This is a genomic window from Psychrobacillus sp. NPDC096426 (genome assembly GCF_044762745.1).
Lineage (GTDB): Bacteria > Bacillota > Bacilli > Bacillales_A > Planococcaceae > Psychrobacillus.
Genome location: NZ_JBIWEX010000026.1, coordinates 36,675 through 60,275, shown reverse-complemented (window position 1 = coordinate 60,275; position 23,601 = coordinate 36,675). Strand labels below are relative to the sequence as shown.

General features: G+C 37.6%; 23 protein-coding genes, 1 riboswitch and 1 other annotated feature (1 of these 25 cut by a window edge). Of the genes, 14 read left to right on the top strand and 9 right to left on the bottom strand.

The genetic code is table 11. The features are described from left to right. Positions 1 to 180, top strand: a binding site (T-box leader); it begins 51 nt to the left of the window's first position. 59 nt (positions 181 to 239) lie between these two features. After that, positions 240 to 1,400 (top strand): pyridoxal-phosphate-dependent aminotransferase family protein, encoded by a 1,161-nt coding sequence (locus tag ACIQYS_RS18560; protein ID WP_402983245.1) that lies wholly within the window; start codon positions 240 to 242, stop codon positions 1,398 to 1,400. Next, complete coding sequence (gene serA / locus ACIQYS_RS18555) at positions 1,400 to 2,986, top strand: phosphoglycerate dehydrogenase (protein WP_402983243.1); 1,587 nt, start codon at positions 1,400 to 1,402, stop codon at positions 2,984 to 2,986. Before ACIQYS_RS18560 ends, serA begins: the two co-directional genes overlap by 1 nt. 147 nt (positions 2,987 to 3,133) lie before the next feature. Here serA and ACIQYS_RS18550 read toward each other — a convergent pair whose 3' ends face one another. After that, a complete protein-coding gene (locus ACIQYS_RS18550; protein ID WP_402983240.1) occupies positions 3,134 to 3,910 on the bottom strand; it encodes an HAD family hydrolase in 777 nt (258 codons plus the stop codon). A gap of 63 nt (positions 3,911 to 3,973) precedes the next feature. Then, a complete protein-coding gene (locus tag ACIQYS_RS18545; protein ID WP_402983237.1) occupies positions 3,974 to 4,582 on the bottom strand; it encodes a DUF3298 and DUF4163 domain-containing protein in 609 nt (202 codons plus the stop codon). 54 nt (positions 4,583 to 4,636) lie between these two features. On the opposite strand from ACIQYS_RS18545, the gene ACIQYS_RS18540 reads away from it, so the two are divergent. The 6 genes from ACIQYS_RS18540 to ACIQYS_RS18515 all read left to right on the top strand — a co-directional run bounded on the left by ACIQYS_RS18540 (position 4,637) and on the right by ACIQYS_RS18515 (position 10,432). Then, a complete protein-coding gene (locus tag ACIQYS_RS18540; RefSeq protein WP_402983234.1) occupies positions 4,637 to 5,362 on the top strand; it encodes an AAA family ATPase in 726 nt (241 codons plus the stop codon). Next, a complete protein-coding gene (locus ACIQYS_RS18535) occupies positions 5,363 to 5,935 on the top strand; it encodes a VanZ family protein (RefSeq protein ID WP_402983231.1) in 573 nt (190 codons plus the stop codon). Between the two features lie 51 nt (positions 5,936 to 5,986). Further along, positions 5,987 to 6,145 (top strand): Fur-regulated basic protein FbpA, encoded by a 159-nt coding sequence (locus tag ACIQYS_RS18530; RefSeq protein ID WP_402983228.1) that lies wholly within the window; start codon positions 5,987 to 5,989, stop codon positions 6,143 to 6,145. Between the two features lie 1,012 nt (positions 6,146 to 7,157). After that, a complete protein-coding gene (locus ACIQYS_RS18525; RefSeq protein WP_402983225.1) occupies positions 7,158 to 8,309 on the top strand; it encodes a DEAD/DEAH box helicase in 1,152 nt (383 codons plus the stop codon). 2 nt (positions 8,310 to 8,311) lie between these two features. After that, positions 8,312 to 9,541 (top strand): aminopeptidase, encoded by a 1,230-nt coding sequence (locus ACIQYS_RS18520; RefSeq protein WP_402983222.1) that lies wholly within the window; start codon positions 8,312 to 8,314, stop codon positions 9,539 to 9,541. 15 nt (positions 9,542 to 9,556) lie between these two features. After that, on the top strand, positions 9,557 to 10,432 hold the full coding sequence (locus ACIQYS_RS18515) for an SGNH/GDSL hydrolase family protein (protein ID WP_402983220.1): 876 nt from the start codon (positions 9,557 to 9,559) through the stop codon (positions 10,430 to 10,432). A gap of 261 nt (positions 10,433 to 10,693) precedes the next feature. Here the strand turns inward: ACIQYS_RS18515 and ACIQYS_RS18510 are convergent, their stop codons facing one another. Together ACIQYS_RS18510 and ACIQYS_RS18505 are read right to left on the bottom strand one after the other, a co-directional pair. Beyond that, entirely contained in the window at positions 10,694 to 11,035 is a 342-nt protein-coding gene (locus ACIQYS_RS18510; RefSeq protein ID WP_402983218.1) for a magnetosome magnetite crystal formation protein family, read from the bottom strand. Positions 11,036 to 11,070: 35 nt separating this feature from the next. Continuing rightward, on the bottom strand, positions 11,071 to 12,138 hold the full coding sequence (locus ACIQYS_RS18505) for a M20 family metallopeptidase (protein WP_402983215.1): 1,068 nt from the start codon (positions 12,136 to 12,138) through the stop codon (positions 11,071 to 11,073). 574 nt (positions 12,139 to 12,712) lie between these two features. Further along, positions 12,713 to 12,804, top strand: a riboswitch (TPP riboswitch). Between the two features lie 63 nt (positions 12,805 to 12,867). Between ACIQYS_RS18505 and thiT the strand changes: the two genes are divergently transcribed. Next, entirely contained in the window at positions 12,868 to 13,449 is a 582-nt protein-coding gene (gene thiT / locus ACIQYS_RS18500) for an energy-coupled thiamine transporter ThiT (protein WP_402983212.1), read from the top strand. A gap of 47 nt (positions 13,450 to 13,496) precedes the next feature. Beyond that, the gene (gene map / locus ACIQYS_RS18495; RefSeq protein WP_402983209.1) at positions 13,497 to 14,246 is read left to right on the top strand and encodes a type I methionyl aminopeptidase; all 750 of its coding nucleotides are present in this window, start codon (positions 13,497 to 13,499) and stop codon (positions 14,244 to 14,246) included. A gap of 27 nt (positions 14,247 to 14,273) precedes the next feature. Here the strand turns inward: map and ACIQYS_RS18490 are convergent, their stop codons facing one another. Beyond that, positions 14,274 to 14,999 carry a tryptophan-rich sensory protein gene (locus ACIQYS_RS18490; RefSeq protein ID WP_402983206.1) on the bottom strand — a complete coding sequence of 242 codons (726 nt, stop codon included), beginning with the start codon at positions 14,997 to 14,999 and terminating at the stop codon, positions 14,274 to 14,276. 156 nt (positions 15,000 to 15,155) lie between these two features. Between ACIQYS_RS18490 and ACIQYS_RS18485 the strand changes: the two genes are divergently transcribed. Together ACIQYS_RS18485 and ACIQYS_RS18480 are read left to right on the top strand one after the other, a co-directional pair. Then, complete coding sequence (locus ACIQYS_RS18485; RefSeq protein WP_402983203.1) at positions 15,156 to 16,958, top strand: M3 family oligoendopeptidase; 1,803 nt, start codon at positions 15,156 to 15,158, stop codon at positions 16,956 to 16,958. 6 nt (positions 16,959 to 16,964) lie between these two features. Further along, entirely contained in the window at positions 16,965 to 17,510 is a 546-nt protein-coding gene (locus ACIQYS_RS18480; RefSeq protein ID WP_402983200.1) for a GNAT family N-acetyltransferase, read from the top strand. A 309-nt stretch (positions 17,511 to 17,819) separates the two neighbouring features. Here the strand turns inward: ACIQYS_RS18480 and ACIQYS_RS18475 are convergent, their stop codons facing one another. The 4 genes from ACIQYS_RS18475 to ACIQYS_RS18460 form a co-directional block, all read right to left on the bottom strand. Continuing rightward, positions 17,820 to 18,389 carry a beta-class carbonic anhydrase gene (locus tag ACIQYS_RS18475; RefSeq protein ID WP_402983197.1) on the bottom strand — a complete coding sequence of 190 codons (570 nt, stop codon included), beginning with the start codon at positions 18,387 to 18,389 and terminating at the stop codon, positions 17,820 to 17,822. A gap of 74 nt (positions 18,390 to 18,463) precedes the next feature. After that, positions 18,464 to 19,471 (bottom strand): rod-share determining protein MreBH, encoded by a 1,008-nt coding sequence (gene mreBH, locus ACIQYS_RS18470; protein ID WP_402983194.1) that lies wholly within the window; start codon positions 19,469 to 19,471, stop codon positions 18,464 to 18,466. Positions 19,472 to 20,355: 884 nt separating this feature from the next. Continuing rightward, complete coding sequence (locus ACIQYS_RS18465; RefSeq protein ID WP_402983191.1) at positions 20,356 to 20,490, bottom strand: hypothetical protein; 135 nt, start codon at positions 20,488 to 20,490, stop codon at positions 20,356 to 20,358. A gap of 99 nt (positions 20,491 to 20,589) precedes the next feature. Then, the gene (locus tag ACIQYS_RS18460) at positions 20,590 to 21,822 is read right to left on the bottom strand and encodes an aminopeptidase (RefSeq protein ID WP_402983188.1); all 1,233 of its coding nucleotides are present in this window, start codon (positions 21,820 to 21,822) and stop codon (positions 20,590 to 20,592) included. A gap of 191 nt (positions 21,823 to 22,013) precedes the next feature. Between ACIQYS_RS18460 and motA the strand changes: the two genes are divergently transcribed. After that, positions 22,014 to 22,817, top strand: coding sequence for a flagellar motor stator protein MotA (motA, locus tag ACIQYS_RS18455; protein ID WP_402983185.1), 804 nt, complete (start codon positions 22,014 to 22,016; stop codon positions 22,815 to 22,817). Continuing rightward, the gene (motB, locus tag ACIQYS_RS18450; RefSeq protein ID WP_402983182.1) at positions 22,801 to 23,568 is read left to right on the top strand and encodes a flagellar motor protein MotB; all 768 of its coding nucleotides are present in this window, start codon (positions 22,801 to 22,803) and stop codon (positions 23,566 to 23,568) included. Before motA ends, motB begins: the two co-directional genes overlap by 17 nt. Positions 23,569 to 23,601 lie beyond the last annotated feature (33 nt).

Genomic DNA, 23,601 nt, shown 5'->3' with positions numbered 1-23,601 from the left:
GATGTGTGGTGCGAATCAGTGATTTCGATTATAGAGTAGCACTCTGGAATTGGTGAACTGAACGATTAGTAGGTTCATCCGTGAAATGCGCGTTAAGCATATTTCTTAAGACGCTGCATATTTTTTGCAGTAAATTTGGGTGGTACCGCGTGAGTTTATTACAAGCTCTTCGCCCCTTACATATATGTGTAAGGAGTGAAGGGCTTTTTTGTTTTTTCAAAATAGGGAGGAGAATGAATATGTTACAAGATCAAACCATTTTACGAATTCCAGGACCGAGTCCAATTCCACCGAGTGTACAGCGAGCAATGAACCAAACAATGATTGGTCATCGAGGAAAAGAAACATCTCAAATGCTAAAAAATATCGCCCCTGGATTAAAACAAATTTTTGGAACAGATCAAGAAGTTGCTATTATTGCGGGAAGTGGGACAGCTGGATTAGAAACCGCAGTAGTTAATGTAGTAAAACCAGCTGATGAAGTACTTGTTGTAGTAACAGGGGCATTTGGCGATCGCTTCACAAAAATTTGCGAAGCGTACAACATTAAAACGCATGTGTTAAATGTGGAATGGGGGAAAGCTTTAGACCCTGAAGAAGTAAAAGCGTATGTGGCAGGGCATCCGGAAGTGAAAGTTGTTTTCTCTACATATTGCGAAACGTCTACTGGCGTTCTAAACCCGATTGATCGTCTTGCTAAAGTAATTCGTGAAGTGTCAGAAGCGTTAGTTGTTGTGGATGGTGTTTCTTGTGTTGGTGGGGTTGAAACGAAAATGGATGAGTGGGGGATCGATGTAATGGTAACCGGTTCTCAAAAAGCATTCATGTTGCCTGCTGGATTAACATTTGTGGCAGCTAGTGAACGTGCTTGGAAGGTTATCGAGGAAAATGAGCAACCAAGATTTTACTTGAACTTAAAGAAATACAGAGACAACTTATTGAAAGATACAACACCATTTACTCCTGCACTGTCATTACTGTTTGGTTTAGAACAAGTATTGAACCTAATTGAAGCAGAAGGATTAGAAAAAGTATATGCACGCCATGAATTGCTTAAGAAAATGACTCGTGCTGCATTTAAAGCGATTAATATTCCATTATTAACAACCGATGAAGATGCTTCTCCAACGGTAACCGCTGTTCAACCGGAAGATTTTGAAGCAGAGGAATTCCGAAAAATTTTAAAGCAAGAATTTGCAATTTCCATAGCGGGTGGACAACAACATCTTACAGGAAAAATTTTCCGAATAGGTCATATGGGATACTGTTCACCAGCTGATATGCTACAAATCATTAGTGCGGTAGAAGTAGCCTTAAAGAAAATCGGAAAAGATATTGAACTTGGAAAAGCAACAGCAGCAGCACAACACATCTATTTAACTGAAGGAGAGAATAACTAATGGCATATAATATTTTAATTAGTGATCCACTTAGTGAAGATGGTATTTACCCTTTAAGGCAAGCGGAAGGTTTTAATATTGTTATTGAAACGAATTTAACACCGGAGGAACTCGGAGAAAGAATCGGAGAGTTTGATGCATTACTCGTTCGTAGCCAAACGCAAGTAACGCGGGAGATTATTGAAAGAGGTACGAACTTAAAAATTATCGGTCGTGCAGGAGTTGGGGTAGATAATATCGATCTACCTGCAGCAACAGAACGCGGAATTATTGTTGTAAATGCACCGGATGGTAATACAAACTCAGCTGCTGAGCATACAGTAGCTATGCTCATGTCGCTAGCTCGAAATATTCCACAAGCATTTCATGCACTAAAAAATCAACAATGGGATCGCAAATCTTTTATCGGGGTAGAGCTTAAAAACAAAACATTAGGCGTTGTAGGACTAGGTAGAATTGGAGCAGAGGTTGCAACACGTGCAAAAGGCCAACGTATGAATGTGATTGCTTATGATCCATTTTTAACACCAGAAAAAGCAGAAAAACTTGGTGTTCAGTTTGGGACGATTGATGAGGTAATTCAAACTGCTGATTTTATCACTGTTCATACACCACTTCTGAAGGAAACACGTCATTTAATTAATAAAGAAGCATTTGAAAAAATGAAAGATGGCGTGCAAATTATCAACTGTGCACGAGGAGGCATTATCGACGAGGATGCTTTGTACAATGCAATTGTAGAAGGGAAAGTTGCTGGAGCAGCATTAGATGTGTTTGAGGAAGAACCGTTTTTAGATCATAAGCTACTCACGCTTCCACAAGTAATCGCAACACCGCACTTAGGTGCAAGTACAGTAGAAGCACAAGAAATCGTTGCCGTGGATGTTTCATATGATGTCGTGAGCTTTTTACAAGGTGGAGTAGTGAAGAACCCAGTTAACCTTCCATCTGTACCAAAAGATATTATGGCTAAAATTGAACCATATTTTAATCTAATCGAAAAACTTGGAGCATTTTTAAGTGACTTAGCAGAAGGAGTGGCGGAAGAATTAAATATTTACTACTCTGGAGAACTAGCTAATATGACCGTAAGTCCTCTGACAAGAAATGCAGTGAAAGGTCTACTGAAGAGTAAACTGGGCGAATCCGTCAATGATGTGAATGCTAAATTTCTCGCTGACCGAATTGGCATTGTCGTGAATGAACATAAAACAACGAAGTCTAAAGGTTTTACTAGCTTGATCACAGTGGAAGTAAAAACAGCTGCAGAAACTCGTAAAGTATCCGGTACACTTTTAAACGGTCTAGGAGCTCGAATTGTCCGTGTGGATGATTTCGTTGTTGACGTTGTGCCAGAAGGTTATTTATTGTTCATTCGCCATAAAGACCAACCAGGTGCTATTGGTCGCGTAGGAACGCTACTTGCAACGGAAGGTATTAATATTGCAGGGATGCAAGTTGGACGTTCTGAAGTGGGTGGGGATGCGATTATGATGCTTTCCATTGATAAGCATGTAGAAGAAACTGGTGTGGAACAATTGAAGGGCTTAGCAGATATTTATGATGCGACGCCGGTTGATTTGTAATTTAAAAGGTTGCGGGCAAAAAGAGCTGCTATCCAAGTATAAATGATGGGTATTCCTCACATATACACCGAGCAGTCAAACAAAATCTAATACAATCCATTAAAAAGCTAGTCCAGAGTCAAATTAACCTAGGACTAGCTTTTTAGTTTATTCAAGAATCGCTAGAAGCTCTCGTAAGTTCGCGATAGTATAAGTAGGTTTTACTTCATCACTTGCTGGTTTGTTTTCTCGATTAATCCAAACTGATTTCATGCCGACTTTGGATGAACCGAGAATATCTGTCATTAGATTATCCCCTACCATTAGAGCATCATCTGCAGTAAGCCCGACTAAATCTAAAGCGTGTTCAAATATCGAGGGATCTGGTTTTCCTCTTCCGAATGCTCCGGAAATGAGTATATGGTCGAAGTATGGAGCGATTTCAGGTGAGATTTCTAACTTCGTATTTTGTAAGCTAGGCGAACCGTTTGTCATTAAAAGAAGAGTGTATTTTCCTTTTAATTGATCAAGCACTTCGAATGTTTCTTCATATATAAAAGGATTTGCTTTTCGCATGTTAGGAAAATATGTGGCAAGCTCGCTTCCAAGCTCTTCATTTTCAATACCTAATTTACTTAATCCTCTTGTCCATGCTTGCTTTTGATATTCGGGGATGATTGCTTTCATCTTTTGAAAATCCTCGCTCGGGTCATCGAAAGTTCCCCATAATCCTTCAAATGGATTAATGCCAATCATTTGCGTGAAGGGACGTGTTTCGTATGTATCGTAAAGAGCACTTGCCTCCATTCGCACAGCCTGTTCTAAAGCGTTTGGATCGATGTCGACTTTTGACGATGCGTACCTACAAGTCTTGTGGAAGGCAGTTTCCACGCTTTTTTTGTCCCATAATAAAGTATCATCTAAATCGAAAAAAATAGCTTTCATTGTTCCCAAATACCCCCTTTACTTTCTTAAATATTACTTTAACGTAGTAAAGGAGAAGTGTCACTAGAAGTAAAGCATTTTTTCGAGAGGACCGTTTAATGGAATAATACTTTCTATATCTTTAATTATAATCGGGAAAAATGGAAAATTATATACATACGGTGTAATCTCGTATAATTGGAAATAGATGACTAGGCAATGATCTGCTATATAATAATCTTGGTCCGTTCGTATTTCTTTAAATTTTCCAAGAAGCGGAACATCCCACTCTTTTATTTTATTATTTATAATGAAAGATAATGTTTTCACATAATCACTTTTGGGTTTAAATAAATCACTTAAAGTATACATTTTTCCGGTAGTCACATCGAAAGTTAAGGATTTGCAAACTGTCAATCCATGTGCCCCGCCAGAAAAACTGTAAAGGATTAGTAATATACTTAAAATTCCGCGTTGATTATTTTTTATTTCATAATAGCCGGTAATCTCTTGTACGCCTTCTGTGTAAAAGCCCTGCTCTATTAACATTTTGTTAAGAAGCGTAATAATATCCGAATTAATCTTCTTTTCTATATGTGGATGAGGTAAGTTAGTTACAATGGGATAGTACACATTTACACTTGGTGAATGTTTAAAAATATGTTTTGTTTCAATGAGAGTCGGTAGATTCAAGGTTCACAGCCTTTCGCAGTTATTAATAGATAGTATGAGTAGGAGGGAAGACTTATGTTCTTGAAAAAAGTTTCGATATTGAAGAGTGGTGTAGAGAATCAGTATCCATTTACAATACCGACGATAAAAAATTTAACAGAATTAGAACTGACAAGTAGTGTAACATTTTTAGTTGGCGAAAATGGGACAGGTAAATCGACCTTACTTGAAGGAATTGCGGATAATTGTGAGTTTAATACTGCGGGTGGAAGCAGAAATAATGTGTTTGCAGTAGATGCTGCTGAAAGTGTATTAGGAGAGCATATTCGATTGTCATGGATGCCGAAAGTAACGAATGGCTTCTTCTTGCGCGCGGAATCATTTTATCAATTCGCCTCCCATATTGATGAGCTGGAAAGAGAACAACCGGGCATTTTAGATAGCTACGGGGGGAAATCTTTACACGAGCAATCACATGGGGAATCATTTCTATCGTTATTTTTAAACCGCTTCAATGGACGCGCTATTTACTTATTGGATGAGCCAGAAGCAGCCTTGTCTCCACAAAGGCAGCTGTCTTTCTTACGCATTATGCATAATCTTGTGGAAGAAGAAGATTGTCAATTTATCATTGCCACGCATTCGCCGATTATCTTAGGATATCCTAATGCTACCATATTAAGTTTCGATCATGGCGAAATTGAAGAAGTGGAATATGAAATGACGGGTCATTACCAAATAACAAAGTACTTTCTAAATCATCGTAAAAAATTTCTAGAGGAATTGTTAGCAGGTGAATAAATGAATGTCATTATTGCATACTTGGACGATATGTTCTTTTTTATTTGTATAGTACTTCCAATCATGATTATTTGGCGTATTGCTCGGTGGAGGAAAAGAGGGTTTAATAGGAAGGAAAGTTTGCATGAAATCGGTTTTTTGATGCTCATATGTGTACTTATAGGAATATTTTCGCAAACCATTATTCCAAAATCAGGTACGGGGCAAGTTTATGGAACAGGTGTGAACTTGCATTTGTTTCGTGTTTTAAAAGAAACGTATAATGCTATTGTGTATTTAGGGTTTTGGCAACCTTTTTATATTAATTTTCTTGGTAATATTATTCTTTTTATGCCTATTGGCTTCTTAGTGCCTTTGCTTTTTAGAAGGATGGAGTTTTTTCCGAATAGCGTCATTATTGGATTATGTATATCACTTTTTATAGAAATTACGCAAATTCCGCAAAATAGGAGCAGTGATGTGGACGATCTTTGGTTGAATACGCTAGGTACGTTTTTAGGGTATTTATGTTATTTATTTATACACAGGCGTTTTCCCACTTTCACGAAATCTTTTAAAAAAAACCGTTTATAATCTTCTTAAATGGGTAAACATACATTGTACTAACTATGCAAGGAGACAACTATGAACATACAAAGTAAAGAATCTAAAATGGAAGAAAAACGAGATAATATGATAGAGGATTTAGTCAATAAAGGCGTATTTAAAATTGACGGAAGGCAACTATACCAACTAAATTATTATGAATTGATGAAAGAATATATAGCAAAAGAAGAAAGTTAAAAAGTGCCGATATGAAAGGCGCTTTTTTATTGCTTATAAAGTCTATGGCAGGAGGCTAACCTTCTCTCCACAATATAAGGTAGTCCACTTTTAAGGGATAATGCGTCTTAGTGACCGCTATGATTTCCGCTTCAGGGCGGACGCTTTCCGCGGGGTGAGCGATAAGCCATCACCGACGCTACGCGTGCGTTGTGATGGCTTATCTGTCTCACTCATCCCGCAGGAGTCGCCGCCCTTCCACTCCAATCCAAAATGAATGTCTATTTATCAGTACCGACTCGCTAGAAACAAAATTTTATACAGTTTATCAAACTTGTATATCCAGAAAATAGCTAAGAGCAACAAATCGGTCATTGAAAGCAATCCATTCTATTGGGAAAGCAACCATTTCTAAAATAACAAGTTTACTTGGAATTAGACGACCATGACTGTGACGTATTATTTATTAACATTGCGCGATTTGACCATAATGTTGCGAGTTTGAAGAGGAACGTTGCGCATATGCGCCCTGCAAAGTTGCGAGTAACGCCTTGATATGTTGCGCATTTATAAATGGATTAGAAAACTCCATATCATGACAAGTAAGTCTTTACTAGTAGAAAGTTTGTCGCGTTCGCTGTGGATTTTGTCTCGTTCAACCATTTATTGTTAATATTAGACACTGATTTGTTATCGAGTTCCTTTGATTTTCGCTACAGGCGGCGACTCCAGTGGGATCAAGTGAGCAAAATGAGACTTCACAACGTACGCGCAAGCGGCGGTGAAGGCTCATCGCTCACCCCACGGAAAGCGTCCGCCCTGTAGCGAAAATCATGGCGGACACTTTATTCAACTTGCTAAGACGCTTTATTTTTATAATGCATAAACTATCCTTTTTCGGTAGCTCCGGTAAACAAGATATACTTAAAGGCCACTTACACTTTTTTGTAAATTCTTTCAACACTGAATCACTAATTGCCGATAATAAAAGTGTGGTACACTTGAATCAAACATAGATGAGGTGGAAAAAAACTTGACTTTTTTACAAAATTTAAATGAATCATTGCAAGAAAAATGGGCGAAAGCAAATTTCGCATTTGAGATGCCAATACAAACAAAACTAATCCCGCATATGCTCGATGGTTCAGATATAGTAGCAGAATCTCCGACTGGAACAGGAAAAACGTTAGCTTATGTTATTCCACTTTTACAAAAGGTAGATCCTACGAAGAAACAAGTACAAGCACTAGTTGTCGTACCTTCTCAAGAACTAGGCATGCAAATTATTGAAGTTTTTCGTGAGTGGATTGCAGGTACAGACATTACCGTTGCACAATTAATCGGTGGAGCCAATATCAACAGACAAATAGATACACTAAAAAAGAAACCGACGATTGTAGTAGGAACACCTGGACGACTACAAGAACTTGTAAAGACGAAAAAACTAAAAATGCATGAAATTAAAACAATCGTATTAGATGAGGGCGACCAACTTTTAAGTAGGGAACACCGTACGACTGTAAAAGGATTAATCGATGCAACAGTAGAAAGACAGCTTGTTGTTACTTCCGCTACGATTACCGATGAAATTGAGCTAGTAGCAGATAGAATGATGAATAGTCCTATTCGGATTCAAGTATCTGCAGAGGAGATTCCTGCGAAGGGAGAAGTAATCCATAGTTTCGTTAAAACAGAGCCTAGGGATAAAACAGATCTTTTAAGAAGACTCTCACACATAAAAGGGATGAAAGGACTTGCATTTGTAAATAGTCTGGACCAATTGCTTATGAAAGATTCTAAACTGACGTATATGGATGCTCCAATTGTTTCCCTTCACTCGGAGATGAAAAAAGAAGAACGCAAAAAAGCATTGGACGATTTTAAAAATGGAAAAGTGAGCATATTAATAGCGACAGATGTTGCAGCGCGTGGTCTCGATATTTCAGGTTTAACACATGTCATTCATGTGGATGTCCCGCATTCGATTGAACAATATTTACATCGTTCAGGGCGTACTGGTCGTGCAGGAAAAGACGGGGAAGTATTGACTTTATTGACTTATTCAGATGAAAAAACGTACAAGAAATGGACAAAAGAACTTCCGAGCAAGCCGGTTCAGAAAGTCTGGCATCGTGGAGCTTTAATAGAGGGTAACGCTAAAACTGTAGAGAAAAAGGGGAAATAAAGATGGATTTCCAACAAAAACTAGAAGAATACGCAGAGCTAGTTGTAAAAGTTGGCTTAAATATTCAAAAGGATCAACCATTATTAATTGGGACAACAACAGACACCATCCAATTTACTAGGCTTATCGTAAAAAAAGCATATGAAGCTGGAGCAAAACGAGTAGACGTAAATTATACGGATGAAGTAAATGCACGAGCATTTTACGATTTAGCTCCTGATGAAGCATTTCATGAATATCCAAAATGGCTAGCAATGCAGCGAGATGAGTTAATCGAAAATAAAGGTGCATTATTATGGATAGATGCAGACAACCCAGATTTATTGGAAGGCGTTTCGATTGATCGTATTTCCAACTTTCAAAAGTCAGCAGGAAAAGCATTAGAAAATTACAGAAAAGCAGTGATGAATGATGTGATTACTTGGTCCATCGTTGCAATTCCTTCTGAAAAATGGGCTGCTAAAGTTTTCCCACAGTTAGCAGTCGAACACCAAATGGAAGCACTATGGGATCTAATTTTCAAAGTGGTGAGAGTTGGGGAAGGTACAGCGGTACAAAAATGGAAAAAGCATATAGAACACTTGGAAAGTCGTGCCGGACTTTTAAATGCAAAGCGTTTTAAAAAGCTTCATTATAAAGCAGAAGGAACAGATATCCAAGTAGAGCTGCCAAAAGAACATATTTGGTTAACTGGGGCTAGTAGAAATGCGCAAAGTGTTCCTTATATTGCTAATATGCCAACAGAAGAAGTGTATACAGCTCCACTAAAAACTGGTGTGAATGGTTATGTGAAAAACAAGAAACCACTCGTATACCAAGGAAATATTATGGATGATTTTACTTTAACATTTGAAAATGGAGCTATTACAAAAATAGAAGCATCGATCGGTAAAGAGCTATTACAAGAACTAATACAAACAGATGAGGGTTCTAAGTATTTAGGTGAAATTGCATTAGTTCCGCATGAATCTCCAATTTCTGCATCGAATGTATTGTTCTTCAACACATTATTCGATGAAAATGCATCAAATCACTTTGCAATCGGAGAGGCATATCCGACATGTGTAGAAGGTGCTCGCGGCTTAACTCATGAAGAGCTTGAAAAAATTGGACTTAATACGTCCATTGTCCATGAAGATTTTATGATTGGTAGTGCTGACATGGATATAATGGGTGAACTAGAGGATGGCACAATGGAGCCTATTTTCCGAAAAGGTACATGGGCATTTTAAGGAGTGGTATGCTGCATGAAAAAGTGGGTTGTGACAATCGTTTTTTTACTGCTTCCTTTTTCGGCTTTCTCAGTTGAAGCCAAAAGTCCGGAAGTGTATATTGCAATCGGTGATTCTTTGGCAGCTGGGCAAACGCCATATCGTGCAATTGATGCTGGATATACAGATCTAATCGCAGGGGAATTGAAGCGTTCCCATCAACTTGCTTTGTATTCGAAAGGGTTAGCTTTTCCGGGGTTTACTACGGCTGACGTACTATCAACCGTGCAATCAGAGGAAGCAAAAGAATTACTAAAAAATGCGACGCTCGTTACTATTTCTGCAGGCGCAAACGATTTACTAAGACTTGTGCAAGTAAACCCATCGAATGGTTCCCTTTCGTATCAACAAATTCCAGTCAATTTTGCATTAAATAATGTAAGAAAAAACATCGCTGCAGTTATAAAAGAAGTGAAAGAAGCTGCTCCAAAAGCAAAAGTCTATGTAATGGGATATTATTTTGCTTACCCGCATGTACATGAATCGCAAAAACAAGGTGTTCAACAAGAATTAAATACATTGAATACAATATTAAAAACGCAAGCAGAAAGTAATGATGCAGTATATGTATCCGTAGAAGAAGCATTTGCACCTCAAGCAAAGGAACTTATTCCGAACCCTGCAGATGTGCACCCTTCAATGGAAGGATACCGCATAATGGCAAACGCATTTTTTGCACAATATAATAAACGATTACAAGTGCGACCAAATGAGTTACCAATTCCGAATCCTCTTACATTTGAAGAAATTATAAACGGCCAAAAAGAAGCAGCCGCCGCACCAACGCCAATTTCCAGAGTAGAAGGTTTGGAAAACTATTTATCGCTAACAGAATTAAAGCCACTAATTTAAAAAGCTGTCTCCAGTGATTGAATGGAGACAGCTTTTGATTATTTAGGAAATAATAAAATTTGCCTGTCGGAGCAGACATAGGCGCTTGCGCTTTTGTTTTTATTTCGTCGTTTTTTTAGCTTTTATTGCTTTTTTTACGATTGGATAGACGATTGGGGCTAATTTGATCGCAGTCTTTATGATAGTTTTTACTTTCATAATAATCTCTCCCTGGCTTTACTCTATGTTGTTTACATTCCCATTATAGTCGTACCGTAAACATTATCTTAACACTCTAATCCCCTGTATAATATTCCAAATTAAAACAATTAGATAAATAATTATATATAAAGCAATAAATAAGAAAGGCCCAAATGTTGCCCATAATGATGGTTTTTCAAACGTCCATACCATGGAAGCAGAGGTAGGAATTGTAGTTGTAAATATACTTATAAAAATAATAATCATGAGGACAACAGGTATAATATGCGAGATAAATGACTTTTTTGCATGATATTTTACTTCTTTGTCGTGTGAAACAAAAAAGACAATAATCGGTACAATGAATGGTGCAAATAATACGCTAAAATACGATAAAGCACTTAACAGCTTACTATTATTCATTTATTCGAATCTCCTTTCCATATTAAATCGATCGTTCATTCCAAAATAAATGAAACTAGAATTTGCTTAAATTGCTGTACTGCTGAGATTAAAACATATTCTTTTTCTCCGTGCCAATCTGCACCACTTGGTCCAAACTCAATGGCGCCGACACCTGTTTCTGCATAAAAGCGAGTGTCGGCAGAGCCATGTTGACCAAATAACTTAGTCGGGCGTTCCGTTAGAATAGACGTTATTTGTTGTATTTTTTTCACATATTCATTGTTTTCTTCTGTCGTTACTGCAGGAGCTATAGAATGGATTATCACATTGCTAGTAGGAAAGTGACTGCTAGCCGCGTGTTTTATTTCTTTAATAATACTATCAGCTTGTTGTCCTGGCACAAAGCGAATGTCGTAGGACAGTACGCACTTGTCCGGTACTACATTGAATCTTTCACCTGCATGTATTTTTGCCAAGTTTAAAGATGGATAATCATAAAGTGCATTTCTTGCAGATAAAAAAGAGAGTTTCCGTATTTCTTGATCGAATTGGAAAGCTTGCTCGATCGCATTAATTCCTTCCCATGGACGACTACCATGACTAGGTTTTCCTTTTAAAACGATATCTAATTGGACAATACCTTTTGCTTGTAGTCCAATATGTAATTGGGTTGGTTCACCGCAAATGACGAAATCTCCGTGAAATCCTTGATCGACTAGAAATTTTGATGTATCTCCCGACGTTTCTTCATCTGTCACAATATGCAATTGTACTTTTTTCGTTAGTTTTTGAGGAGCTAATGAAAGCTCATAGAAAGCTTGCATCATTGCTGCTACTCCTGCTTTCATATCGGCAGATCCTCGTCCATACAACAGATCGCCTTCTAAATAAGGGATGAATTGTTCCGGATTACCCGGGACAACATCCACATGACCGTTCCATATGATACATTCTTCTCCACTACCTATTTCTGCAAATAGAATGAATTTAGCATGATGTTCATATAAAACTGGAGCAATACCTCGTTCTTCGAGCCAAGATTTACAAAATAAAAGTGCCGCGTTTGCTCCTTCGATATTATCACTTTTAATACGTATTAAATTTTTTAATAACTCTATCATTGAGTAACCCCTCCGTTATTTACTATTTCTCACTTCTGTTGACTATCTATCTTCTTTTCTATGATAAAAAAGAAGACTTACAGTTTGATGTTTCGGTTCGCTATATAGGGATACTGTGTCTTAAAGAATTTACCGCTAGGATTTCAGCTGCAGCTCCGCCGCTAGCGCGTACGTTGTGAAGTCTCATCTGTCTCACTTAGGAACAAAGGCTAGGAGCGCCACATCGTGTGGCAACGCCTTCGTGACAACATCCTGTTGGCCTCCGCCGAAGTCGCCGCCCTTTCGCTCCATTTCACGAAAATTGCTATCTAATCTAATCAGCTTCAAATCTTACAGTATATGGTTGAACAAGACAAAATCCACTGCGAACGCGACAAACTAGCCTTCGAACACGACAAAGACTACCCGAGCGCGACAAAAAGACCGCTCAACGCAACAAACCCAAAGAACCTATCCGAAGGACACACTATCCCTATAATAAACAACTGTGATTGTTTCTATAAGTATACCAATGAAGAAAGAAGGGTTGCATTCCTTATTTTATTGGGCTACAATGAATTCGAACTAAATAATTCATAACCACAAGGGGCGTCGCTTATGCGGCTGAGATCGTACCCTTCGAACCTGTAAGTTAATGCTTGCGTAGGGATGTGGATGGAAACTGACAATCGCGCGATGTCTGGGTCTATCCCAGGCGTCGTTTTTTTGTGGGCAAAAAAGGGGATTACAATGAGAAATCAACGTGTATTATTGTTAGTGGAAATAGCTATTTTTGCAGCTTTAGGATATGTATTAGACATGATTGGGTTTGGCATGCCACAAGGTGGATCGGTTACGTTCGTACTTGTACCAGTCATTTTAATTGCGTTTCGACGTGGAGTTGTTGCAGGACTAATCACAGGATTTTTGATTGGTTTATTGCAAGTAGCAACAGGCAGTGCTTACTTTGCTCCACTATCATTTATATTTGTCGTTTTACAAGTAGGAATCGATTATTTTATCGCGTTTATGGTGGCCGGATTTGCCGGTTTCTTTAGACCTGCGTTTATAAGGGCTTTGGAAGACAAGGATACGAAAAAAATGGCTACAGCAGTTATTGCGGGTACATTTGTTGCAGCCTTTCTTCGTTATTTAGCACATGTAACTTCAGGTATATTATTTTTTAGTGAATATGCTGGAGATCAAAATCCTATTTTATATTCGGTCATTTATAACTCTACTTATATGATTCCAGTATTTTTAGTTGCAGCATTTATTTGTACTGTTTTATTCGTAAGAGCACCACGCCTTTTACTGCCGAATAGAGTATAAATATGATATGATTATTCTACAGTTAAAGGAGAAGGGATCTTATATAGATGATTGTACAAACAAATGAAGAGTTAGAAGCGTTAAAAAAAATTGGTCGGATTGTGGCAGAAGTACGCAATGTGATGCAGGCCGCAACAAAACCAGGTGTCACTACAAAAGAGCTAGATGAAATTGCAGGGAAAATGTTTGCAGAAACAGGTGCCATTTCAGGGCCAAAAGGTGAATATGATTTTCCGGGATATACTTGTATTAGTGTGAACGAGGAAGTTGCGCACGGAATTCCGGGATCACGTGTCATCCAAGAAGGGGATATGGTTAATATTGACGTGTCTGGTTCATACGATGGATACTTTGCGGATACGGGTATTTCATTTGTTGTAGGTGATGGATACCCAGAAAAAGAAAAGCTATGTACTGTAGCTGAAAGTGCCTTCAACCGTGCGATGTTAAAAGTGAAGGCAGGTGCTCGCTTAAACCAAATAGGCAAAGCAGTAGCAAGAGAAGCGAAAGACAATGATTTACACGTTATTATGAACTTAACGGGTCATGGCATTGGGAAATCACTTCATGAAGCACCACAGCATGTATTAAATTATTATGATGCATGGGATCCAACGATTTTAAAAGAAGGTATGGTACTCGCAGTGGAGCCCTTTATATCCGAAAAGGCAGAACATATTGTAGAGTCTGGAGATGGATGGACGTTCATCACACCTGACAAGTCGTTGGTAGCTCAAATCGAGCATACAATTGTAGTAACAAAAGAAGGACCGATTTTATTAACAAAATTAGATTAACCAATGAAAAAACGCCACTCGAAATGATCATTTCGATGGCGTTTTTTTGATGAAAAGGATACCTACAACGAGCACACTGCTTAAAAATATAGAAGCAGTCGATATGAGTAATTCGTTAAACAGGTGACGAACAGCAAGCCCAATAAATGCCCAAATAAAAACAACTACAATTGCACTGTCTTTGTAATGATAGCGGAAATGAAGGGCAATAGCCGTGGCAATAGTTAAGAAAATAACGGTCCAAAGTGATTTTGTTATCCAAAGCCCACTTAGTTCATGATAAGTTAAAAGGTAATCAATATGTATGAATGTGGCAATAAACACCCATCCAAAGTAGATAGAAATAGGTAATCTGCTCATCCAATTTTGTTCTTGTATTGGATAAGTTGTATAAAGTAAAAACAATGTTCCAAGTAATGCAAACATCATTATAAGTGAATAATTAAATAGTTCAAAATGCCAAAAAAGAATCCATGCAATATGAAAAATAGAAGTAACGGCGAATAGCAACACTCGTTTTAAAGGAAGTTGTCTAGTAGCCCGATACTCGTTTATACTATTCCAAATCCAACATGCCAATAATATATATATAATTATCCAAATAAAAAATACATAAGGGGCAGGTGTGAAAAATATAGGAAGTCTATTTAAAATACTTCCAGTTGTTTGATCATTTATAGGAAGTGTGTTTGCAAGTATATGTACAGTAATAGTAGAGATTAAGCTTAGAATCAAAAGGATTATTTTGACCATTCGATCTCCTCCTTCTATATAGTAAGTATACCTTTGAAATAATCGTACGACAAATTGGAAATATGAATATTATGTGACGAAAATCGCATAATCAGATATCAAAAACATGGTATACTAAATTTCTAAATATATTGTCATTATAGGGGGAAGATTTGAATGATTGAACAAAGTTATCCAGTTGTATGGGATTTAGATTCCTTTTTTGTGGGGGGGAGTAGTTCAACGGCACTTCGAAAACATTTAGATGAAGTAAAAAGTATATTGGTAGCCTTTGAAGAGGAGCTGAGAAGCTTTTGTACACCGTCATCCATTCAAGAGGTAGACCAAATTGTACATACGATTAACAAGTTAAAGGATATTGCAGTGAACTTATCCGAAGGAGGGGCAGTAATCGGCTGCTTTTTAGCACAAGACACAACGGATAAACAAGCTGCATTATTAGAAGGGGAAGTACGATCTCTATATGCAAAATTATCTTCCTTAATGATTACTATCCAACAAGTACTTAGTAAAACTGAGGAATCAGTTTGGCAAGATTTGCTTCAAACAAAGGAGCTTTCTACATTTGCATTTGTGCTAAACGAATGGAGAGACGAAGCAAAGAAAATGCTATCTGAAAAAGAAGAAGATATGATAACAACGCTTAGTGTTGATGGATATCATGCTTGGGGTCAGCTATACGATTTACTAGTAGGAGACATTCGTATTAAAGTAACACTTGATGGGGTGGAAAGAGAGTTATCTGTTGGACAAGCGAATAATCTTAGCTCCCATGAGGATGCTACCATTCGAAAAGAATCTTTTGAGGCATTAGAAGCTGCCTGGACAGAGAAAGAAGACTTTTTCGCTAAAACGCTTAACCACCTTGCAGGATACCGACTAGCTGTATACGAAAAAAGAGGATGGGATTCCGTTTTACAAGAACCTTTACAAATTAATCGCATGAAACAAGAAACACTGGATGCTATGTGGGGAGCTATTTCTAAAAATAAAGCGCCATTCGTCGAATATTTACAGAGAAAATCGGCTATGCTAGGCGAACAAAGAATGCATTGGTATGACTTGGATGCACCGGTAAGTGCTTCAACTGAAAAGATGGACTTTCAACAAGGTGCAGCGTTCATTTTGAAGCATTTCAATGAGTTCGGTCCTAAACTTGCCGCTTTTTCAAGAAATGCTTTTGAAAAAGGATGGATTGAAGCGGAAGATCGTCCGAACAAACGTCCTGGAGGGTTCTGTACGGGAATGCCAGTATCAGAAGAATCTCGTATTTTCATGACGTATAGTGGATCGATGTCCAATGTTTCGACGCTAGCGCATGAATTGGGACATGCTTTCCATTCATATGCTTTAAGACCGGTACATTGGATGAATCGTCAGTACGCAATGGGAGTAGCGGAGACGGCTTCCACATTTGCTGAAATGATTGTTGCCGATGCTGCAGTAAAAGAAGCGAAAACAGATGAAGAAAAAATTGCCCTTCTAGAAGATAAAATTCAACGTAGTGTAGCATTTTTTATGAATATCCATGCACGCTATTTATTTGAAACGAGATTTTATGAAGAACGTAAAAATGGAGTTGTTTCTGCAACCAGATTAAATGAAATAATGGAAACAGCTCAAAAAGAAGCGTATGGAAATGCACTTGAAACAACTCATCCACATTTCTGGGCTTCTAAATTACATTTTTATATCACGGGCGTACCATTCTATAACTTTCCATATACGTTTGGGTATTTATTCTCTTTAAGCATTTATGCGAAAGCTATTACAGAGGGTGCTAACTTTGAAGAAAAATACATCGCTCTACTTCAAGATACAGCTGTGATGACGGTGGAAGATTTAGCGATGAAGCATTTAGGAGAAGATATTACGAAGGAAGCGTTTTGGATAAAAGGGATCAAACTTTGCATTCAAGATGTGAACGAATTTATGCAATTTACTAATGCAAAAGGGTGAAAAAGCTTGATTTACTTAGAAGGAGATACTTGTTATTTACGGACATTAAGTATAAAAGATGCACCAAGCCTCGCAGATCTTGTCTATCGAAACAAATATTATTGGTCCATTTATGAACCGTTGCATCGAGATGACTACTATACTACTACTGTTCAAAGAGAGAAAATTAGAGAATCCATGCTTTTGATGCAAGAAAAAAGGGAGTTTGGCTTTGGTATATTCGAGCATAATACAGATAAAATGATTGGTCACATCTCGTTATACAGTCTAAAAAGAATGCCATTTTCAAGTGGGTTAATTGGTTATTCTATTGATGAACAGTTTGTTGGAAAAGGGATAGCGACAGAGGCGGTACAAATCGTAAAAACTTTTGGGTTTGAGCAAGTTCATTTAAATCGCATAGAGGCCTATGTATCTCCACGAAATTTTGGTTCTATTAGCGTGTTAGAAAAAAATGAATTTTTAAGAGAAGGCTTGCTTCGTAAATTGTTATTTATTAATGGAAAGTGGGAAGACCATTATATGTATGCTTCTCTAAGTGAAGAATATTGAAAAGGTAAGAGTCTTTATAAAAAATTAAAAAGCTGGTTGTTCCATTTCTGAACAACCGGCTTTTTAATTTCTTAGGAAACTATAAAATTTAAGACTTATGGATAACTTTCTACGAGAGTTTCTACATCCAGACTCTAGCGCCTTGCTCCTGCGCACAGCTCGTCGCAAACAAAAGCGTTTGTGGTGGCTGAGGAGCTGCCTCCTGGGCCCGCACGATGCGGCGTACTTAGGATGCCATCCCGGATTTGCCTGTCGGGGCAGAGACAGGCAAATGCGCTTTTGTACTCTGTCGATTTCCCGGGAAATAATTTATTCCTTGTCGATAGAACCATCTGTAACTAGATCTAAACGTCCCGTGGTTGGATCAATTATTAGACCATGAACAGGAACACTTGGTACCATAAGGGGATGATTTCGTATCATATCCACGCTATGTAAGACACTTTCTTCCACGTCGGAAAAGCCTTCTAACCATTTATCCACATCGACACCAGAGTACTTCAAAGTATCAAAAGTACGGGAATCTACGCCTCGATCAATCATCTTTTCTACTATTTTATCTGTTTTGATCGCACTCATGCCGCAATCATAATGTCCAATGACAAAAATTTCATCTGCTTGAAGTTCATAAACGGCCACGATTAAACTTCTCATGATTCCACCGAATGGATGATTAATAACCGCACCGGCACTTTTTACTATTTTTACATCACCATTTTTAATATTCATTGCTTTGTGAAGTGTTTCGGTAAGTCTAGTATCCATACAGGTTAAAATCACAATTCGTTTATCTGGGAATTTCGTAGTTAAATAAGGTGTGTATAGTTTGTTTTCTACAAAAGATTTATTAAACGTTAAAATTTCATCTAACTTAGACATTATATTACCCCTTCAAATATAGTTTACTTTTTATTTTATATCAAATGTTAGGGGAATGCTAATTTAGTTTCATATTATTTCGCTAATTTTTGTTTTCGTTCAGATATAAAATATGATTTTCCTGTTCCAATTGCTACTGATTGCAACGGCTCAGGTGCAAGATGAACAGGTACTTCAATAACACTTGAAAGCCATTCTTTTAGATCTTTTAATAGAGCACCGCCACCTGTAAGTACTACTCCATGATCGACAATGTCCCCCGCAAGTTCAGGAGGGCATATTTCTAGCGTTGCTCGGACTGCTTCTAAAATAATTTCAAGTGATTCTTTCAAAACTCCTTGAATTTGAGTAGAAGAAAGATGAATAGTTTTAGGCAAACCGGTTACAACATCTCTTCCGCGCACATCCATCTGTTCTACAGTATGTGGAACTAATGCATGACCAATTGTTTTCTTTATATTTTCAGCAGTTGGTTCTCCAATAATGACATTATATTCTTTTCGAATAAAATGGATGATAGCTTCATCCATTCGATCACCCGCAGATTTTACCGTGTTAGAAGCAACTACACCACCAAACGATATAATACCAACTTCCGTCGTACCTCCACCGATATCGACAATCATACTGGCAACAGGTTCATTAACAGGAAGACCGGCTCCGATAGCTGCTGCTACAGGTTCTTCCATCAGTTGTACTTCTTTTGCACCGCTTTGTCGAACGGCATCTTGGATAGCTCGACGCTCCACTGAAGTTGCACCAGAAGGGGTACAAACAATGACAGTCGGTTTTCTGAGTGCAGTACCTAGTTTTTTACTGGCCTTTTGCATAATTAATTTCAATAATTGAGTCGTAATATCAAAATCTGCAATGACCCCATCTTTTAGTGGACGTATTACCTCAATTGATATTGGTGTTTTACCAATCATTTTCTTTGCTTCTTCACCGAAAGCTACTATTTCTTTTGTTTTTGTATTAACTGCCACAACAGTAGGTTCATCTATAAGTAAGCCTTTATTTTTTGTATATACTAATGTGTTTGCTGTTCCTAAATCTATTCCAATATGTGCGTTTGAAAACATATTTGTTCCTCCAATCCAATCGTACAATAGAAGTGTAAGCGCCAATTCTAACTTCTATGTAAGTATAATAGATAAATAGAGGTTTGCCATATGTTATATGTTGGAAGTTTACGTATGTTTCAAGAATAAATGATCATTTATGATTAGGTAGAATTGATAAAATGACAATATAGTACTATATTGTCATGAGTTTGAAATGAAATTGTTACAGAAATGAAAGGAAAAAGAGACGTAATGACATCTAATTTATCAAAGTTTGTTTGCGCAATATAGGAATACTGTGTTGTAAGGAAGTTACCGATGGGACTTCCGCTGCAGGGCGGACGCTTTCCGCCGGGTGAGCGATGAGCCTTCACCGACGCTTGCGCGTACGCTGTGAAGGCTCATCTTCTCACTCATCCGGCAGGAGTCGCCGCCCTTTCGCTACAATCCAATGGATCAAGCTAACTAGTCAGCATCTAAACATAACGGAACGTCTTATGTATAAGGCCCACCACTCCTAATATTATGAAGTTTTCAAATAAGTAAATCGAGAAAATGGATAAGAGCAACGTGCGGGCCATGGAAAGCAACTAAACCTATTTAGAAAGCAACGATTTCTCAAAGTAAAGGGTTACTTCATGTGAGACAACGATTACTAATATTGCATTATGCCTTATTTTAACGAGGTGTAATAGATGCACACTATTAATGAGATAATATTCTTCGTATAAATAAAGTTGATACGTTTGCCGTAGCGCGCCGGCTCAGTGGCTATTTGTTACGACGCAGTATTCCTAAAAAGTAACCTACCATAGTTGTATAGGAATAGTTTTGCACAAAACATTAATCTTATAATTTTCTAAGCCACAAAAAAACAACCGCATAAAATGCGGTTGTTTGGATTATTTAGAAGGTTTCGGATCTACTTGGATTGAATCATGTGAGTTCATACCTTTAGCGAAGTAATGTAGAATAGTATATCCTGAAATTCCTATACATACTACAAAACCAAGAACTGTAACTGTGAATAAGCCCATTATTAAACACCTCACTAGTTATGATACTATCATTATAACTTATTTTTAGTAAAATAGTAAGAAGAAACATTTAGAAACTAAGACTTCAAGTAAACAGTTTTAGAATGCCCAGTTGCCATTACGGAAAATAGGTTCTATAGATCCATCTTCTTTAATGCCATCTATATTCATTTTGTCTGAACCAATCATAAAATCTACATGTGTAATACTTTCATTCAATCCATTTTCTGCAAGCTCTTTACGACTCATTTTCTTTCCACCTTCTAGACAGAAAGCATATGCACTTCCGATTGCCAAGTGGTTAGAAGCGTTCTCATCGAACAATGTGTTATAAAATAACAGATTCGAATTTGAAATCGGTGAATCATGCGGTACGAGCGCGACTTCCCCTAAATAGTGAGAACCTTCGTCTGTAGCAACAAGATTTTCTAGCACTTCTTGACCTTGTTCCGCTTCTACTTTTACGATACGACCTTTTTCAAAAGTGACCGTGAAATTGTCAATAATATTTCCACCATAGCTCAGCGGCTTGCTACTCGCTACATATCCCTCAACACCTGTTTTTAAAGGAACTGTAAATACTTCTTCTGTTGGCATATTTGCCATGAAATCTTCGCCTTTTTCGTTTACACTACTAGCTCCACACCATAAATGTCCTTTTGGAAGTTCGATTACTAAATCTGTTCCAGGTGCCGTATAATGTAGTTTTTTATAGTTTTTATTATTTAAATAATCTACTTTCGTGTGTAAAAGAGAATCATGCTCTTTCCAAGCTGCGACTGGATCTTCTAAATCTGCACGAACCGCTTTGAAAATAGCCTCCCATAATGCTGGTACTTGTTCCTCTTCTGCTAATTCTGGGAAAACTTTGCTTGCCCAATCTTTAGAAGGAGATGCGATTACTGTCCAACTGATTTTATCCGATTGTACATATTGACGGTATTTACTTAAAGCTTGCCCGGCAGCTTTTTGGAATGCAGCAATTTTAGCTGTGTCTACTCCTTTTAATAGATCAGGACTTTGGCTCACAATGCTCATAAATGCAGCGCCTTCTTCTGCCAAAAGTTCCCGTTCTTGTACTTTCCATGATGGGAAATTGTCAAAAGAATCTTTTGGAGCTAAATCATAACGTAAACGTGTAATCTCATCATCAGAAAAGTCTACAAGTACTTGCTCTGCACCAATTTCATAAGCTTTTTTCGTGATTAAACGGACTAGTTCTACGCTATCGATGGAAGCTGCGATGTATAACTTTTGTCCAGGTTGAATGTTTACCCCAACTTCTATTGCTAATGCAGCATATTTTTCTAATTTAGTATTAAATGATGACATATTCATACTCCCTTTCTATACTTACTTTCATATTATCAGTTTTTCGAATGATATGACAATATTCATTGGCATAAAAAAGTAGAAATTTGTTCAATATTACTGATTTATCTTATTGAATGGAAATTTTTATATTCAAATTTAATTAATACTGCCGAAATAAAGTACAGAAATAGAATGTGGAGGTTACGAATTTGGATATATCTACGGTTGTTGGTCTTATTATTGCTATAGTTTCCTTATTAGTAGGGATGTTTTTTAAAGGAGTTACACCGGACGCACTATTAAATCCAGCTGCTATTTTCATTATTATTTTTGGAACTGTAGCCGCTGTTGTTATTGCATTTCCGATGAGTGAGTTAAAACGAGTTCCTAAACTTTTTGGAGTACTCTTTAGGGATAATAAACTAGAATCAGATGCAGAAATAATAAAGATGTTCTCTAGCTGGGCTGATTTAGCCCGTAGAGAGGGTTTACTTGCTTTAGAAAGTAAATCTAATGATGTAACGGATGCTTTTCTAAAGAATGGATTAACATTGGCCATTGATGGTCAAAATGCGGATTATATCCGAGATGTACTAACTGAAGAAATTGATGCTTTAGAGGATCGCCATGCAGGAGGGTCTGCTATCTTCTCACAAGCGGGTACATATGCACCGACACTTGGAGTGCTTGGAGCAGTTATTGGGCTAATCGCTGCTTTAAAAGATATGAGTGATATTGATAAACTAGGTCATGCCATTTCAGCGGCATTCGTAGCTACGCTGTTGGGAATTTTCACAGGTTATGTAATTTGGCATCCATTTGCAAATAAATTAAAGCGGAAGTCCAAACAAGAAGTTCGCCAAAAAACGATGATGCTAGAAGGAATTCTTTCAGTATTGGAAGGAGATTCTCCACGTGTTATTGAACAGAAATTAGCTTCTTATTTGTCGATGTCGGACCGCAAGAAAATTTTAGGCGAAAGCGGGGAGGATGGCCTTGGCAAAGAAGCGTAAAAGAACAAAAGAGGAAGATCATGTGGATGAATCTTGGCTTATTCCGTATGCAGACATTCTCACGTTATTATTGGCGCTTTTCATCGTGCTTTTTTCTATGAGCACTGTTGATCAAAAGAAGCTTGAACAGATGTCTCAAGTATTTACCCAAATTTTTGATGGTGGGGTAGGTCTAATGGAAAATCCATCTCCTTTAGATGTACCAGTGACACCGAATAAGACAAATGAATCAGACGAAACTTCTGCATATATAGAAGACCAGCAAGCATTGGCGGAAATTCAAAATAGTGTAGATGAATATATTGCAGTAAATGCGTTAGAAAAACAATTTGCTACTCAATTAACGAATGAAGGATTGCTCGTTACAATCCGGGATAGTATATTATTTGAGATGGGACAAGCAGAAGTGAAGCCAGAGTATCGACAAATAGCACAAGATATAGCGGAACTTCTCGTATTTGACCCTCCTAGAAATGTTGTTATAACTGGACATACAGATGATATTCCTATATCAAGTAATAAGTTTTCATCTAACTGGGAACTAAGCGTTATGCGTTCTGTTAACTTTTTAAAAATTTTAGTAAATAACAATACGATTGACCCTCTTTATTTTAGTGCGAAAGGTTATGGAGAGTTCAAACCTGTAGCCTCTAACGACACTCGGGAAGGTCGTGCACAAAATAGAAGAGTAGAAGTACTTATCCAACCACGTGTGTTAGAAGATGGTACATTAAATGACTCTCCACAGTAATACTACTAACTGACAACAAATTTTGTTGTCAGG